The sequence below is a fragment of the Arthrobacter sp. P1_B11 genome (assembly GCF_056406715.1).
Genome location: NZ_JBFTZQ010000014.1, coordinates 28,882 through 44,000, shown reverse-complemented (window position 1 = coordinate 44,000; position 15,119 = coordinate 28,882). Strand labels below are relative to the sequence as shown.

General features: G+C 66.0%; 16 protein-coding genes and 1 pseudogene. 9 read left to right on the top strand and 8 right to left on the bottom strand.

Going from position 1 to position 15,119, the window contains the following annotated elements:
• The first annotated feature begins 10 nt into the window (after positions 1-10).
• From AC1D14_RS12910 to AC1D14_RS12875, 8 genes and pseudogenes are all read left to right on the top strand, one after another.
• On the top strand, positions 11-979 hold the full coding sequence (locus AC1D14_RS12910) for a carbohydrate ABC transporter permease (RefSeq protein ID WP_476881798.1): 969 nt from the start codon (positions 11-13) through the stop codon (positions 977-979).
• Positions 976-1,917, top strand: a complete 942-nt coding sequence (locus tag AC1D14_RS12905; protein ID WP_476881799.1) for a carbohydrate ABC transporter permease — start codon at positions 976-978, stop codon at positions 1,915-1,917. The genes AC1D14_RS12910 and AC1D14_RS12905 overlap by 4 nt, the downstream gene beginning before the upstream one ends.
• A gap of 39 nt (positions 1,918-1,956) precedes the next feature.
• Complete coding sequence (locus tag AC1D14_RS12900; RefSeq protein WP_230117265.1) at positions 1,957-3,015, top strand: NAD(P)-dependent alcohol dehydrogenase; 1,059 nt, start codon at positions 1,957-1,959, stop codon at positions 3,013-3,015.
• Between the two features lie 127 nt (positions 3,016-3,142).
• The gene (locus AC1D14_RS12895) at positions 3,143-4,144 is read left to right on the top strand and encodes a carbohydrate kinase family protein (RefSeq protein WP_476968602.1); all 1,002 of its coding nucleotides are present in this window, start codon (positions 3,143-3,145) and stop codon (positions 4,142-4,144) included.
• A 103-nt stretch (positions 4,145-4,247) separates the two neighbouring features.
• A pseudogene (locus AC1D14_RS12890) lies at positions 4,248-4,883 on the top strand (mannitol dehydrogenase family protein); the annotation flags it as partial.
• A 208-nt stretch (positions 4,884-5,091) separates the two neighbouring features.
• Positions 5,092-6,117: a LacI family DNA-binding transcriptional regulator gene (locus AC1D14_RS12885; protein ID WP_230117318.1), complete on the top strand. Its 1,026-nt coding sequence runs from the start codon at positions 5,092-5,094 to the stop codon at positions 6,115-6,117.
• A gap of 83 nt (positions 6,118-6,200) precedes the next feature.
• Positions 6,201-6,632, top strand: coding sequence for a YybH family protein (locus AC1D14_RS12880; RefSeq protein ID WP_230117263.1), 432 nt, complete (start codon positions 6,201-6,203; stop codon positions 6,630-6,632).
• A 103-nt stretch (positions 6,633-6,735) separates the two neighbouring features.
• Positions 6,736-7,107 carry a VOC family protein gene (locus tag AC1D14_RS12875; protein WP_230117262.1) on the top strand — a complete coding sequence of 124 codons (372 nt, stop codon included), beginning with the start codon at positions 6,736-6,738 and terminating at the stop codon, positions 7,105-7,107.
• Positions 7,108-7,176: 69 nt separating this feature from the next.
• Here the strand turns inward: AC1D14_RS12875 and AC1D14_RS12870 are convergent, their stop codons facing one another.
• The 3 genes from AC1D14_RS12870 to AC1D14_RS12860 form a co-directional block, all read right to left on the bottom strand.
• Positions 7,177-7,341 carry a hypothetical protein gene (locus AC1D14_RS12870; RefSeq protein ID WP_230117261.1) on the bottom strand — a complete coding sequence of 55 codons (165 nt, stop codon included), beginning with the start codon at positions 7,339-7,341 and terminating at the stop codon, positions 7,177-7,179.
• A 140-nt stretch (positions 7,342-7,481) separates the two neighbouring features.
• A complete protein-coding gene (locus AC1D14_RS12865; protein WP_476968601.1) occupies positions 7,482-7,616 on the bottom strand; it encodes a hypothetical protein in 135 nt (44 codons plus the stop codon).
• A gap of 158 nt (positions 7,617-7,774) precedes the next feature.
• Complete coding sequence (locus AC1D14_RS12860; RefSeq protein ID WP_230117260.1) at positions 7,775-8,362, bottom strand: hypothetical protein; 588 nt, start codon at positions 8,360-8,362, stop codon at positions 7,775-7,777.
• Positions 8,363-8,576: 214 nt separating this feature from the next.
• On the opposite strand from AC1D14_RS12860, the gene AC1D14_RS12855 reads away from it, so the two are divergent.
• Positions 8,577-9,305, top strand: coding sequence for a hypothetical protein (locus AC1D14_RS12855; protein ID WP_476881805.1), 729 nt, complete (start codon positions 8,577-8,579; stop codon positions 9,303-9,305).
• A gap of 18 nt (positions 9,306-9,323) precedes the next feature.
• Here AC1D14_RS12855 and AC1D14_RS12850 read toward each other — a convergent pair whose 3' ends face one another.
• From AC1D14_RS12850 to AC1D14_RS12830, 5 genes are all read right to left on the bottom strand, one after another.
• Positions 9,324-10,280 (bottom strand): sugar kinase, encoded by a 957-nt coding sequence (locus AC1D14_RS12850; protein ID WP_230117258.1) that lies wholly within the window; start codon positions 10,278-10,280, stop codon positions 9,324-9,326.
• Positions 10,277-10,963, bottom strand: coding sequence for a bifunctional 4-hydroxy-2-oxoglutarate aldolase/2-dehydro-3-deoxy-phosphogluconate aldolase (locus AC1D14_RS12845; protein ID WP_476968600.1), 687 nt, complete (start codon positions 10,961-10,963; stop codon positions 10,277-10,279). The genes AC1D14_RS12850 and AC1D14_RS12845 overlap by 4 nt, the downstream gene beginning before the upstream one ends.
• Before the next feature lie 97 nt (positions 10,964-11,060).
• The gene (locus AC1D14_RS12840; protein WP_476881808.1) at positions 11,061-12,449 is read right to left on the bottom strand and encodes an MFS transporter; all 1,389 of its coding nucleotides are present in this window, start codon (positions 12,447-12,449) and stop codon (positions 11,061-11,063) included.
• A gap of 101 nt (positions 12,450-12,550) precedes the next feature.
• Positions 12,551-13,603: an alcohol dehydrogenase catalytic domain-containing protein gene (locus AC1D14_RS12835; protein ID WP_476968599.1), complete on the bottom strand. Its 1,053-nt coding sequence runs from the start codon at positions 13,601-13,603 to the stop codon at positions 12,551-12,553.
• Positions 13,600-15,117 (bottom strand): mannitol dehydrogenase family protein, encoded by a 1,518-nt coding sequence (locus AC1D14_RS12830; RefSeq protein ID WP_230117254.1) that lies wholly within the window; start codon positions 15,115-15,117, stop codon positions 13,600-13,602. Before AC1D14_RS12830 ends, AC1D14_RS12835 begins: the two co-directional genes overlap by 4 nt.
• Positions 15,118-15,119 lie beyond the last annotated feature (2 nt).

The following is a 15,119-nucleotide window of genomic DNA, read 5'->3' as shown; positions in this document are numbered from 1 at the left end:
GGAGAGCATCATGACTACCGCAACAGCGCGCCTTCCCCGTTCCGGGCACAGCGCACCCAAACCATCCAAGACCGCCAGATCACGTGAACGCGCTCTGGCCTGGGCACGGCGTGCGCCGCTGCTGCCGGCCCTGATCTTCCTCATCATCGTCACCCAGCTGCCGTTTGTGGTGACGCTGGTCATCTCGTTCCTGAACTGGAACAGCCTCCGCCCGGACCAGACCGGATTCGCCGGCCTGGAAAACTACCTCCAGGTCCTGACCAACGCGGACCTGCGCCAGGCGATCTTCACCACCATCCTCCTGACCGTCTCGGTGGTCCTGGCCAGCCTGGTCATCGGCCTCGGACTGGCGCTGCTGCTGGATAAGAAGTTCATCGGCCGCGGCCTGGCCCGGACCCTGCTGATCGCCCCGTTCCTGGTGGTCCCGGTGGCCGCTGCCCTGATCTGGAAGCACGCCCTGCTGAACCCGACGTACGGGCTGATCAACGGCGCCCTGACCTGGATCTGGTCCCTGTTCGGCTCCGACACCCCGCCGCAGCCGGACCTCCTGTCCCAGGCACCGCTGGCCGCCGTGATCGTCTCCCTGGTCTGGCAGTGGACCCCGTTCATGATGCTGATCCTGCTCGCCGGGCTGCAGTCCCGGCCGATGGACACCGTCGAAGCCGCGCAGATGGACGGCGCCACCTCCTGGGCTATTTTCCGGCACCTGACCCTCCCGCACCTGCGCCAGTACCTGGAACTCGGCGGGCTGCTCGGCGCAATCTACATCGTGCAGAACTTCGACGCCGTCTTCACCCTCACCTCCGGCGGCCTGGGCACCGCGAACCTGCCCTACGCGATCTACCAGACGTTCTACTTCGCCAACGAATACGGCCTGGCCTCCGCCGCCGGCGTCGTGGTGGTCATCGGCACCATCATCGTGGCCACCTTCGCCCTGCGCACCGTATTCTCGCTCTTCAAGAAGGAGGCAGCACGATGAGCACCCTCACCCCCGCCACACCCCAAAGCACACCCCGCAGCCCTGTAACAGGCCCGAACGCCACCGGCACCCGCCGCGGATTCGGAAAGTCCGGCCGGGGCAAGTCCCGGATGGACCCGACCCGGAACAACACCGCCGCCGGCATCGCGGCCTGGCTGCTGGCGCTGCTCTTCGCCACCCCGGTCCTGTGGATGATCCTGACGTCCTTCCACTCCGAAACCGACGCCGCCACCAACCCGCCCTCGATCGCGGCCAACCTCACCCTGGACGCGTACAAGGAGTTCTTCGGCGCCAGCTCCGGCGTGAGCCCCTGGCCGCCGCTGATCAACTCCGCCACCGCCTCGATCCTCTCCACCGTCCTGGTCCTGGTCCTGGCCATCCCGGCCGCCTACGCCCTCTCGATCCGGCCGGTGAAAAAGTGGACGGACGTGATGTTCTTCTTCCTCTCCACCAAGATGATGCCGGTCGTCGCCGCGATCCTGCCGCTCTACCTGTTCGCCAAAAGCACCGGCGCCCTGGACAACATCTGGTTCCTGGTCCTGATGTACACCTCGATGAACCTGCCCATCGCGGTCTGGATGATGCGCTCCTTCCTCGCCGAAGTACCGGTGGAAATGCTCGAGGCCGCCGAGATCGACGGCGCCGGCCTGCTGCTGATACTCCGCACGATCATCGCCCCCGTGGCCATGCCCGGCATCGCCGCGACCGCCCTGATCTGCTTCATCTTCAGCTGGAACGAACTGCTCCTGGCCCGCGTCCTCACCGGCGTCATCGCCGGCACCGCCCCGGTCTTCCTCACCGGCTTCGTCTCCAGCCAGGGACTGTTCCTCGCCAAAGTCTGCGCCGCCGCCGTCGTCATCTCCCTCCCGGTACTCTTCGCCGGCTTCGCCGCCCAGGACAAACTCGTCCAGGGCCTCTCACTCGGCGCCGTCAAATAACCGGCCACCCCCACTTTCGATTCGCAGAGGATTACTTCGATGACAACACCCACCGCCCAGACCGTCACCCCTAGCACGGACGTGCCCGCCACGATGCGCGCTTCCGTCCTGAAGCGCCAGGGAGACATGGCCATGGAAACCTTGCCCGTTCCGCAACTGGAGGCCGATCAGGTCCTGGTCCAGGTAGCCGCCGTCGGCGTCTGCGGCAGCGACGTGCACTACTACGAGCACGGCCGGATCGGCGATTACGTGGTGGACCACCCGCTCATCCTCGGCCACGAACTCTCCGGTCGGATCGCCGCCGTCGGAAGCGCCGTCGACGCTGCCCGCATCGGCAAGCGGGTCGCCGTCGAACCCCAGCGGCCCTGCCGGACATGCAAGCAGTGCAAGGCCGGCCGGTACAACCTCTGCCCGGACATCGAGTTTTACGCCACCCCGCCGATCGACGGCGCGTTCGCCGAATACGTGACCATCCAGAGCGACTTCGCCTACGACATCCCGGTCAGCGTCAGCGATGAGGCAGCCGCCCTTATCGAACCGCTCTCCGTCGGACTCTGGGCCTGCGAACGGGCCGGCATCAAGCCCGGCAGCCGGGTCCTGATCGCCGGCGCCGGCCCGATCGGCATCATCGCCGCCCAGGCCGCCCGCGCCTACGGCGCCACCGAAATCCACATCACCGACGTCGCCGAAGACCGCCTGGCCTTCGCCCTGGAACACGGCGCCACCCACGCCCTTAACGCCAAAACCTACACGGTCGAAGGCCTGGACGTCGATGCCTTCATCGACGCCTCCGGCGCCCCGCAGGCCGTCCGCTCCGGCATCAAGGCTGTCGGACCCGCCGGGAAGGTCATCCTCGTGGGGCTCGGGGCGGACGACGTTGAACTCCCCGTTTCGTACATCCAGAACCGGGAGATCTGGCTCTCCGGCGTCTTCCGCTACACCAACACCTGGCCCTTGGCGATCCAGCTGATTGCCGACGGCACAGTGGATCTGGACATCCTCGTCACCGGCAAGTTCGCCTTGTCCGAATCCGAAGAGGCGCTCAAAGCGGGCAAGCAGCCCGGCCAGCTCAAAGCCGTCGTCTACCCTGGCCGCTGAAACGCGTCATCGGTGCCGGCCAGCCGGGCAGGAAGGCCCCGCTGGCCGGCATCGCGGCCGGAAAGTCCACGGCGGCCAGGCTCATCCCTGGTCCTGAGCGAAGAAGTAACACTGCAAGGAAGCAGCCATGCCATCACATGACACCTCATCCGCCTCTATCCCGGCTGCCGGGAACACCGTCCTGACGGTCATAGGCGAATCCCTCGTCGACATCATCAGTGACCCCCGCCGGCCGGCGGCAAGCCAGGCGCACGCCGGCGGGAGCCCCTTCAATGTGGCTGTGGGGGCTGCCCGCCTGGGCCTGCAGACGAGTCTGGTGACCCATTACGCCGACGACCGCTACGGGCTCATGATCGGCGAACATCTGCGGTCCAACGGTGTCGATGTGATCAACGGTGGGACTACGCCGACATCCACGGCTCTCGCCACACTGGGCCCCGACGGTGCTGCCGACTACACCTTCTCCATCACCTGGGAAATCAACGGGGCGTCGCTGCCCGCTCTGGCCGCCGTCGAAGGTTCCACCCACGTCCACACGGGATCGATCGCCACCGTGCTCCCGCCAGGGGAGCAGGCCACCCTGGTCCTCGCGGAGGCAGCCCGTGAACACGCGACCATCAGCTACGACCCCAACTGCCGGCCCGCAATCAGCCCTAATGCGGCCGCTGCCCGCCGGCAGGCGGAAAAATTTGTGGCTGCCAGCGACATCGTCAAAGCCAGCGACGAAGACCTGAGCTGGCTCTACCCGGACCGGACACCGGACGAAAGCCTGGAAGCGTGGCTCGAACTCGGGCCCGCGATCGTAGCCCTGACGCGAGGAGCCTCCGGCCCGGTCATCCTCGCCCGCCAGGGGCGGGTGGAGATGGCAGCCGAACCCATAACCGTGGCAGATACCGTGGGCGCCGGCGATTCCTTCATGGCCGGGCTCATCTTCGGACTCGCCCAGCTTCAGGCGCTCGGCGCCGGCGGCAGGCAGCGGCTGCAATCGCTTACGCCGGAACAGCTGCACACCGTCGCCGCTTACGCCAACCGCGCCGCGGCGATCACCTGCTCCCGGCAAGGTGCAAATCCGCCCCGCTCCGCGGAACTCGGCCCGTTGCCCGTGCCGTCAATGGCCCAGGAGGGCTGACAGCATGAGGACCCTCAACAGCACCACAGCAACCACGGCCCACGCCTCCCTGGCCACACCGGGCTACGACCGCTCCGGGCTGACCGCCGGGATCGTCCACTTCGGCGTCGGAGATGTGGCCCGGAAGATGTTCACCGCCTTTGCAAAGCTCAGGGACGCGGAGCTTAGCGCCTGGGTCGCGGAGAACGTGCCTTTTCCGAACAGCATGGTGCACCGGATCACCCCGGTCACCACGGATACGGACCGTGCCGTCATAGCCGAGGAGTTCGGGGTCGAGGACGTCTGGCCGGTGGTGTGCGAGCCGTTCGAGCAGTGGGTGCTCGAAGACCATTTCAGCCTCGGGCGTCCTCCGTTCGAAGCCGCCGGCGTCCAGATCGTGAAGGACGTCGAACCCTACGAGTTGATGAAGCTCTGCTCAATGCCGGCCATCAGGGGATGTGCTATTTCGGCTACCGCTACGCCCACGAGGTGGCCCAGGACCCCCTGTTCGCCGGGTTCCTTCTCGACTATATGGACAACGAAGCCACCCCACCCTCCAGCCCGTGCCCGGCATCGACCCAGAGGCTTTAAGCACACCCTCATCGAGCGGTTCTCCCACGAGCACGTCCGGGACACCCTGGCCCGACTCTGCACCGAAAGCTCGGACCGGATCCCCCAATGGATGCTGCCCGTCGTCCGCATCAACCTGGAACAGGGCGGGGAAATCCGCCGCTCCGCGGCCATCGTCGCCAGCTGGGCCTTGGACGACCTTCACCGCGGCGGTGCCCGGGCTGCCCTGGAATCCCTGAAATCCCGTTCCCAGGCTGCACGAAGCCCCGATCTCAACGAAGGCAACGGAAAATTATATGCTCGACACAGCCCACATCACCGGTTCGGGCCGGTCGCGTCCAACGATGCGCCACGTCGCCGCTCTCGCAGGCGTGGGAATCAAGACGGTCTCCAGGGTCGTGAACGCCGAACCCAACGTTTCCCAAGAGACGGTTCATCGCGTCCGGGAAGCGATCGAGCGACTGGACTATCAGCCTGACCTGAACGCCGGCAACCTCAAGCGGGCAAACGGAAAGACGCTCACCATCGGGCTGGTCGTGGAAAGCGTTGCCAACCCGATCTCGAGCGCAATTCACCGCGCCATTGAGCAGAAGGCCTGGGAACGGGATACCGCCGTGTTCGCGTCCAGCCACGGGGATGACCCGATCCGGGAGCACGCCATTATGCAGGCCTTACAGCGTCGCCGTGTCGACGGGATGATCCTCACGACGGCCGGCGGGAGCTGCGCGTACCATGCCGAAGGCGCCGCCCGGCGCACCCCGCTCGTGTTCGTTGACCGGGCATCCGGTGGAGTGGGCGCGGACGCGGTCATCTCGGGCGATTTCACCGGTGCCGCACATGCCGCTCGTCATCTCCTCGGTCACGGACACCGTCGCATCGCGTACTGCGGCCCGGGGGACCACCTGGGGTTTCGGAGCGCCCGCGAACGAGAGCGGGGATTCATGGAGGAACTCGGCCGTTGGGGCGTCCCTACTACCGATGTACCCGTCCTCCAGGACCTGGATGATGCGGAGACTGCACAGAACGCGGTCGCAACAATGGTGCGGTCCGGCTCGCGACCGACGGCGATTTTCACCAGTCACGGTCCCTCAACCATCGGCGCCATCAGGGCGTTGCGCGAAGCCGGCCTCCACAATTCGGTCGCCCTCGTCGGATTTGATGACTTCGCCCTCACGGAAATCCTGGAACCCGGTGTTACGGTCGTCGCCCCCGACCCGGAAAGAATCGGACAAATGGCGGCCGAAAGACTGTTCGCGCGAATCGACGGTTCCCGGGCCGAACCGAACACCTATGTCGTGCCGACAACATTGATAGCACGTGGCTCCGGCGAGTTGTGGCCCAAGATTGACGCCCCCCATCGGAAGGGCCGCCGACTCAGCCCGCATGGGCAAGCGGCCGCCGTCGAACGCCAGCGGAACCGGTAGACATCCCTGATGAACGGTGCGACCATGGCCGAACACCGCAGCCACACGGAGGCGTCCGCTCGCAAGCGAGGCTGGAGGAACGAATGACAGGGTCCGATCTCGATCTGATCGTGGAGCAATATCATCGAGCGCTTGATGCATTCGTAAGGGGAGACCCCGCGCCGAACAAGCAGCTGTTTTCCAGGCTGGATGATGTCACGCTCGCCAATCCCCTCGGGCCGCCTGCACGGGGCTGGAGCCAGGTCGAAAACACCATGGAGCGGGCGTCGTCCCAGCTCGCGGAGGGCGAGCCCACCCGATTCGAGCGAATCTCCGGGCATACTGGCACAGACCTGGCCTACATCCTCGAGATCGAACGAACGCGTGCGAAGGTCGGCGGAGCCGCCGAGCCGTCGCCGATATCACTTCGGGTGACGACGATCTTCCGATTGGAAGAGGGAAAATGGAAGATTCTCCACCGCCATGCCGATCCAATAACTTCCCCGAAGCCGATCGAGTCCATCGTACAGACGTAGATTGTCTGGGGAGCAGGACGGGATTCGGGGTAGCATCCGGACAGTTTCGACACAACACAGAGCGGCCGCACCCATGGTTCGGGCCTGCACAAGGAGGCAGTGAATGATCACGGCAACCATGGTGGTAGCAACGGTCCCGGTCACGGACCTCGAGCGTGCGAAGAAGTTCTATGGCGATACCCTCGGCCTCACATTCCTGTGGGAGACCGCCGTCGCCGTCCGGTACCGCTGCGGGACCGCCAGCGAGATTTCCGTGTTCAGGCGCCCGCCCGTCACGACGGAGCATACGCTTGCCCACTTCGAAGTGGACGATATCGAGGCCGTGATCCAGGACCTGGTTGCCAAGGGTGTCGAGTTCCTGGACTACGCTGAAGGGCCGCTTGCCACAACCGGCCACATCGCCCAGCTCGGTCCCGCCCGTGGTGCATGGTTCCGCGATCCCGACGGCAACACCCTAGGGCTCCGCCAAGCATAGGACCAGAGATAGGGGCGAGGCCCGTGGGCAATTTCCCGTCCGGCCCGGTTCGCCGAGCGAACGTCCCGGCTAGGCCCAGGTGTCGGCGCGGGCGGCAATGCGGTCCACGAAGTCCAGGACCGCCGGATGGGCGGGGTTGATGAGGCGGCCGCTGGCCGGAATACCGTCTCCGGGAGCAGTCCGGGCGGACCGGCCGATCGCTCCGGCACCCTGAGCCGAAGGCCGCGGGCCCACGCCTCAGCATCCGGATCGATGGTGAACAGGGCCGGCTCCAAGAGGACCAGTGCCTTAACCTTGTCGGGGAACCGGCAGGCAAGTTCGATGGCGATAAGACCGTCCGCGCGGCGCCCGATCACCACGGCCGGCCCGGCGTGCTACCCGGCCAGGGCGGCCGCGGCGTCGTCGACGTGGTCCACCAGGTCCAGTGTCTCGAACGGCACCGGCGGGGCGCTGCGGTGGAAGCCCCGGCGGTCATAGATGATGCACCGGCCGTGCCGGGCGAGTTCCATGGCGGCACCGTCCACGTCACGGCCGAATCGGGCGTCCTATGAACGCCCAGGACGGGGATTCCTTCGCCCTGCTCCCAGTAGTAGAGATCCACGCCGTTGACGCTGAGTCTGGGCATACCACCAGCGTAGGCGGAGGCCTCATCCCGTGGAAGGCCGCCCTACCCGGCCCCCGCGGACGGCAGGAACCGGCGGTTCCTTATCCGTGATTCGCCGAATTCGACCGCCAGCGGTGCAATTTCCCAAGAGCCGCCGCGCCGGGTCCGTGGGCGGCCCACGGCAATATGGGGTGTCCAACGGGGGTACCTGAAGCCAAGGGCGCGTGAGCCAAGGATAAAGTCATCAACATTGTCCACGAGCAGCTCGTCCAGCAGTTCGTGCAGTGCCTGCACGAGGGAGACCTGATAGTCACGTACCCTCTCGGGCACGTCCACCTCAAGTCCACACACGCTTCCGCCGCCGAGCACGATCAGCTGTTCGGCGCTTCCGGAGAAGCCCCCCAGGGTCGGTAGCCCCTGCAACCAGTCAACCGTCCGGCGGCTGGCGTCCGCGGAACTGGTGACGTCTTTTGTCCACTCCGCGACGTCCAGGGAAAAGTCCTCCAGGACACCGAGGTGAAGCAGGGTCAGGTGCAGCCCCTGCTGCCTCCGCAGCCCCTCGACGTAGCTGCCCAGTTGCTCATAGTCGGAGGGGCCGGAGCCGATGCTGAGAACCGGGACCTCCACCGTGATACGCGGGACTGTATGCATCCGGGCCCCCTGGTGTCCGTGCTGGCCGTTGTCTCTCGGCGCAATTATCCTCTGCGTTCATGGGCCTGTGGAGAGGCCGCCGGCAGGTGTTCACCCCCCGAATTGGGGGACACGGAGAGGGGGGTGTCCCAAGGAAACTCCAAGGTTTTTCCAAGCTCACGGATCAAGCATTAGCCCGAGTGGAACTGCCGGATCAACACAGTGAGGATGTGCCATGAGCAATCTACGGAAACTGGGGGCGGTCGGAAGCCTCGGGCTGCTGATGTCGGGCAGCCTGATCTTCGGTTCAGCACACGCCGCTGTTGCGGCCACCTGCCGCCCGGGAACGGCTGCCCCCACCAGCACATCGTCGGGCAAGATATTGACTGCCACCAACTTCGAGGGCAACACCCTCTCCCCGTTCATCGCCACGAGGTCGGGCAACGGATCGGTGAGTGTTGCCAGCCCGAAGGCCCACTCCGGAACGTGTTCGGCCAGACTCCGCGCGACAGCGGATATCGGATCTGTGGCCAACATCGGCTTGGCGCTGCCCTCGGGAACCAAGAGGGCCAGCGCAGACGCGTGGGTCAACATCACCACAGCCGGCCTTCGGGGGAACAACGTGCCCTATGTGCGGTTCTTCTCCGGGGCTACCCGGATTGCGGATGTGTTCCGCGACAACGGCACCGGACAGCTGTGGCTGAGGGTCACGAATCCCAACGGGACGTTTTCGTACACGAATCTCAAGCCCTCAATCGTCCCGCTGAACACATGGCACCGCGTCCAGATGCAGGTCAGGACGAATGGCGCCAAGTCCTCGATCCAGGTCCTGTTTGACGGCGCCTCCGTGTTTTCCAAGAACGTGGGCTTCGGTGCCACTAGCCTGAGCAAGGTTCAATTCGGAGCCGAGCATCCCCGCCAGATGGGAGACAGCTACATCGATGACGTCGTCGTCAGGCGGTAGTCCTGTCCGCCAGGGATGCTAGCGGGAGACGGGTTCCTTGGCGTCGAGCAACATGAGTTCGCTGCGACGCGGGAAGCCTTCCCAGTCCCCGGGCACAAGGCAGGCAAAGGCGCCGGTTGCTGCTGCGGTTTGAAGCCTGTCCTCGGGGCCGCGGTCTCCGATGAGTTCGGCCAGGTAGCCGGCGACGAATGCATCGCCGGCGCCGACGGTGTCCACCACCACGACGGTGACTGCCGCCTGTCGGTACACTCGGCCGTTGATCAGCGCAAGGGCTCCTTCCGCACCGAGTTTGATGACAGCCTGGCTGGGCCCGAGTGCGGCTATCCGCCGGGCCAGTTCCTCCGGCTCGGCGGCGCCGACCGCTATCGCTGCTTCGTCGTCTCCTGCGAAGACGATGTCTGCGAGCGGAATGATGTCCCGAAAGACGCTGCTGGCACCTTCGGGTGACCAAAGGTTGCCGCGGAAGTTGAGGTCAAAGGACACCGGCACGCCCGCGGCGCGTGCCGCCAAGATGGCGTATCTGAGGGTTGCTTCGGCTTGCCCGGAAAGGGCCGGCGTGATTCCGCTGACATGCAGCAGGCTGGCGCCGGAAATAAGCTCTGCGTCGATGTCCTCCGGCGTGATCCGGGATCCGGCGCTGCCGGCGCGGTAGTAACTGACGCGCTGTGTGGCGGGGGTTCGGCGTTCCTTGATCATCAGGCCCGTAGGGGCGGAAGGGTCGACGGCGACGCGGACGTCGACGCCTTCCGCGCGGATTTCGCGCTCAACGAGCTGGCCGAGCGAGTCCGCCCCCACGCGTCCGCACCACACACTCTGTACGCCGAGGCGTTGAAGACCGATCGCCACGTTGGATTCAGAGCCTCCGATGCCCAGGCTCATGGTTGACGCGTGGGCCAGCGGGCCGACCTGCTCAGCGCGCATCAGGGCCATCGTTTCGCCGAAGGTGAGCACGTACGGTGCCGGGATGGCGCTCATGGGTTCACACCCATCAGCTCTGCGGTCTGCGCGACGAGGTCACGCACGCGCCGCGCCCTCGCTGTGAGCTCCTGGAGGTCCCCTCCCTGGAAGGCGTCTCCGAGGAGGGGGCCGCCGAGGCTGACGGCGAGGGCTCCTGTCTTGATCCAACCCGGAACGTCCTCGATATTCACGCCGCCGGAGGGAATCACCTGGATGTCGGGGAATGGCCCGCACAGTTGGGAGACGTAGCCGGGGCCTACCGTGGAGGCAGGGAAGACCTTGACGGCGGTGGCGCCCAGCTTCCAGCCGGCGTGCAGTTCCGTCGGAGTCAGGCCTCCGGGATACACGGGGACACCGCGTCGGACACATGCTGCGATGACATCGGGATCGGTGACTGGCGTGACGATGTAGGCGGCGCCCAGGTCCAGGGCCGTTTCTGCGTCCGTTGCTTCGGTCACTGTCCCCACACCGATCTCCAACCTTTCGCCGAACCGCTCCTGAAGGCGGGGAAGTTCAGCCCATACTCCCGGGGTGCTCAGCGTCAGCTCGATGCTGAGGACGCCGCCGCGCTGCAGCGCCTCGATGACAGGGGCGTAATCGGAGGCGTGACGGGCCCGCAGTACGGCCACCACGCGGGTGTCGCTGAGGATGGTGGACGGGGCCGGGCGGGTGAGGATGCCTTGATCGTCGGGGCGCTGCATGGGAATTCCTTTTGCTGTGGTCGGCTGACTTTTGCAGTGGCGGGCTGAAGGCCTGCCCGACGGCGGCTGGTGCCGCCGTCGGGATCTTGTGGTGGTGCTACTTGGCGGTCCGGGTGACGGCTAAGTCAGCCACGACGGCGGTCGCCGGGGCGGTGAGGCCGTCACGGCCGGCGTCGTTGGGGTCCGTCAGGTCGCGGTTGAGGGTCTCGGGGGAGAGCCTGGTGGCAATAAAGCTGACCGCCATGACCAGGGACATGTAGATGGCCACCGGAACCCATGAGTTGCTGAAGACCGCGAGGAGGCCGGCGCAGACCATGGGGGCGATGCCGCCGCCGATGATCGACGAGAACTCACGACCCAGCGTGACGCCTGCGTAGCGGTAGCGGCTGCCGAAGATCTCCGGGAAGTAGCTCATGTGGACGCCCACCACTCCCTGGCAGGCCAGCATGAAGCCGATGATCATCACCAGCATGATCGCGACCGGCGAGCCGGTGGTGAGAAGCATAAAGGCCGGGGCCGGGAAGAGGATGAGCGCCCCGGTGATGATGGAAACCACGCGGCGGCGCCCGATCTTGTCGGAAAGCATGCCGAAGGCCACGGCGGCGCAGCCTCCGCAGAGTGACCCGATGAGAAGGACCTGTGGGATGAATTTGGGATCCGTTCCCACCACGGTGATCAGGTAGGACGCCATGAAGACCTGGATCGTGTACGACTGGGTGCTGACGCCGAAGTTCATGAGAATGACGCGCAGGACGTTCGCCTTGCCGTTCTTCATGACCTCCTTGAGCGGTGCGGGCGGTTCTGTCTGCTGCTGCTTGATTTCCTTGAAGACAGGGGATTCGTCCAGCTTGCGCCGGATGACGAGGGCTGCGATGGTCACGAAGATGCTCGAAAGGAAGACGAGACGCCATCCCCACGTCATCATGTCGTTGGGGGCCAGCGCCTGGGCTGCGATCCAGACAAGGGCGCCCAACGCTGTGCCGGCGGCAGCGCCGACCATGATGAGGGAGGCGAGCTTTCCACGGGTTCCCGCTGTTGCTGATTCGGTCAGCAGTGTGGCACCGCCGGACTGCTCCGCGCCTGCGCCGAAGCCCTGGGCTGCGCGGCAGACGCACAGCAGGATGGGTGCGAGGATGCCAACCTGCTCGAAGGTCGGCAGAAGGCCGATCACCAGGGTTGCTCCGCCCATCAGCAGCAGGGTGACCACGAGAATCCATTTGCGGCCCAGCCGGTCTCCGAAGTGGGAGAAGAAGATCCCGCCGAGCGGCCGGAACAGGAAGCCGACGGCGAACGTGCTGAAGCTGGCGAGCAGGGCGGCCGCCGGCGAAATGTTCGGGAAGAACAGCTTGCTGAAGACCAGCGCTGAGGCCGTGCCGTAGATGACGAAGTCGTAGAGCTCAAGGGTGGTGCCGATCAGGCCTGCCAGAGCCGCCTTGCGCACCTTCCTCTGATCGATTGTAGAGGGTTGGGGATTTCCTGTGGTCATTTCCATACTCCTTTGAATGGATGTCCTGCGGTGATCGAGCCTGGCGAGATGCGGTTTCTTGGTTTCGACAGGCTCAACCAGCGGGACTCGTGCTGGTGAGCTCAGTAAGTGATGATGATTTTGAGGTTGGTGGGGTCGGTGACCGGGGCCGTCAGGGCTTCCGCTGCCGCCGCGAGGGGATATTTGCCGGTGATGATGGACCGGAGGTCCACCGTGCCGGCGGAGGCGAGCGCGATCGCGGCAGGGAAAGCGTTGGCGTAGCGGAAGGCAGTCACCAGATCGATTTCGTAGCGCTGGAGGAACCCGAGCGGTATGCCGTCCACCGTGGGGCGGGCCTGTCCGACGACTGTGGCCCGGGCTGCCGGCGCCAGTGTCAGGATACCGTCGTGAAGGGCGTGGGCGTTGCCGGAGCACTCGATCAGTCGGTCCATGCCTTTCAGGTCCAGTGGGGTTGCCACGGTGTTCACCGTGCGCGTGGCCCCGAACTTCGCGGCTGCGGCCAGTCGGTCGTCGTTGACGTCCGTCACCACGATCTCCGAAGCGCCTCTGGCCGCCGCGACCTGGGCAACCAGCAGCCCGATGGGACCGGCTCCCGTGATCAGCACCCGGTGGCCGGCTTGAACCTGGGCCCGCTGGACCGCCCACACGGCAACGGCGAGCGGCTCGATGGCGGCCCCGATTTCTGCGGGGATGGAGCCGGGCAGTTCGTGCAGGGCGGCTTCGGGCACAACCACGTGGCGGGCAAAGAGCCCGTCCGTGGGCGGCGAGCCGAAGCACGTGCCGGCCGGGCAGAGGTTGTACCGGCCCGAGAGACAGGTGGGGCACGTCCGGCAGGGAAGGGCCGGTTCAATGACGACGGCGGTGCCCGCGGCGATGCTTGCGGCCGTTCCTGCCGCGATGACTACGCCTGCGCCTTCATGACCCAGGACCGTCGGCTGGCGGAGTTCATTGGTGCCGTTGCGCCCGTCGGCGTAGTAGTGCATGTCTGAGCCGCAGATGCCGCCGGAGCGCATCTCGACCAGGACGTCGTTGGCGCCGAGCGACTTCAGGGGTCTGTGCTCGATCCGCAGGTCGCGGGCCCCGTGCAGCACAGCTGCTTCGGTGCCGGCAGGCAAGCCGGCGGCGTGGCTGGTGTTGAGGGTCTGGGTGGTCATTGGGTGCTCCCGATGGCTGCGTGGGGGGATGGATCGCTGGCGTCGGCAATGGCGGCGAGCGGTCCGGAGGAGTGGATGATGTCGATCAGCTGACCTGTGCGTTCGATGAAGTCGGTACGTTGGGCCAGTTCTTCCCCGAGGAGGTGGTGGTCCCCGAGGACCATCCCGGCGAGCTCCCGGCCGGAGCGGGAGCGGGCAGCGAGTCCGGCCAGAAGTGGGCGTGCCGGATCCTCCATGGCTTCCGCGTGCGTACCGGGGTTGAAGCCGCCCAGCGGTGCGATGCATGACAGGTAGGCTGCCGTGGTGAGTGCCAGGAGTTGCGGAATACGCCCGTCGTCGAGCATTTGCAGTGCCGGGAGCGGGATCCGCTGGCGGAGCTTGACGGATCCGTCTGAGCCCACCTGGCTGGTGCGGTGGCCCAGGGCCGTGTTCCGCCAGCGGGAGAACAGCTGTTCCTCGTAGGCATCTACGTCCACCCCGGCCGGTACTGAAACGCTGGGGAGGTATTCGTTTTTAAGAACGGAACGGGCGGCCAGTTCAATGTGGGTTTGAGTGACGGACTCCGGAATGGTGGCGGCACCGGACAGGGCACCGAGGTACGCGATGAGGGAATGGGTGCCATTCAGCAGTCGGACCTTGAGCTGTTCGTAGCTGGCCACATCGCTGGAGAAGACGGCGCCGCCCGCTTCCCAGGCGGGACGGCCGGCGATGAAGTTGTCCTCCACGATCCACATGGTGAAGGGTTCGGCCGGGACCGGGATGAGGTCGGCGTAGCCGCGCTGTTCGGCCACGAGCATGCGGTACTGATCGGTGGTGGCCGGCACGATCCTGTCCACCATGGATGACGGGAAGCTGACGTGGGAGTCGATCCAGGCGAGGGTTTCGGCGGCCTCCGCCGCAGGCAGCATGGACGCGAATTCGCGGACGAGACGCTGCGTATGGTGGCCGTTGTCGGCAAGGTTGTCGCAGCTGAGGACGGTGACAGGCTCGGCGTGTGTGCGGGCGCGGCGCTGCAGCCCGCGGACGATCTGGCCGATGGGCGTCCCCGGAGAGATGCAGTTGGCGAGGTCATGCTGAACGGCCGGGTCCTGCAGGTTAAGCGACCCGGTGGCGGGAGTGTAGTTGTAGCCGTTTTCCGTCACCGTCAGTGAAACGATGCGGGTGGCGGCATCCCCGATGGCGGCGATGACACGGTCCGGGTTGCGGGCTGCGACGAACGCGTCCGTGTGGACCTGTGGGACGCTGAACGTGGAGCCTTCGGGCGAGATCTCCACCACTGTGTAGAGCATGTCCTGGGCGTGCATGGCGTCCGGTAGGGCGGAGGAACGGCTGGAGACTCCGATGATGCCCCAGTCGCCTCCCCTCGAGGTGATGGCTGCGTCGGTGTATACGGCCTGGTGGGCACGGTGGAAGTTGCCGAGCCCCAGATGCACGATCCCGGGTGCGGGAGTGGCAGCACGCCGCAGAATGCCGGGCGTTTTGGCGGACAGCGGGGGCGTTGACGAGGAAGCCACGG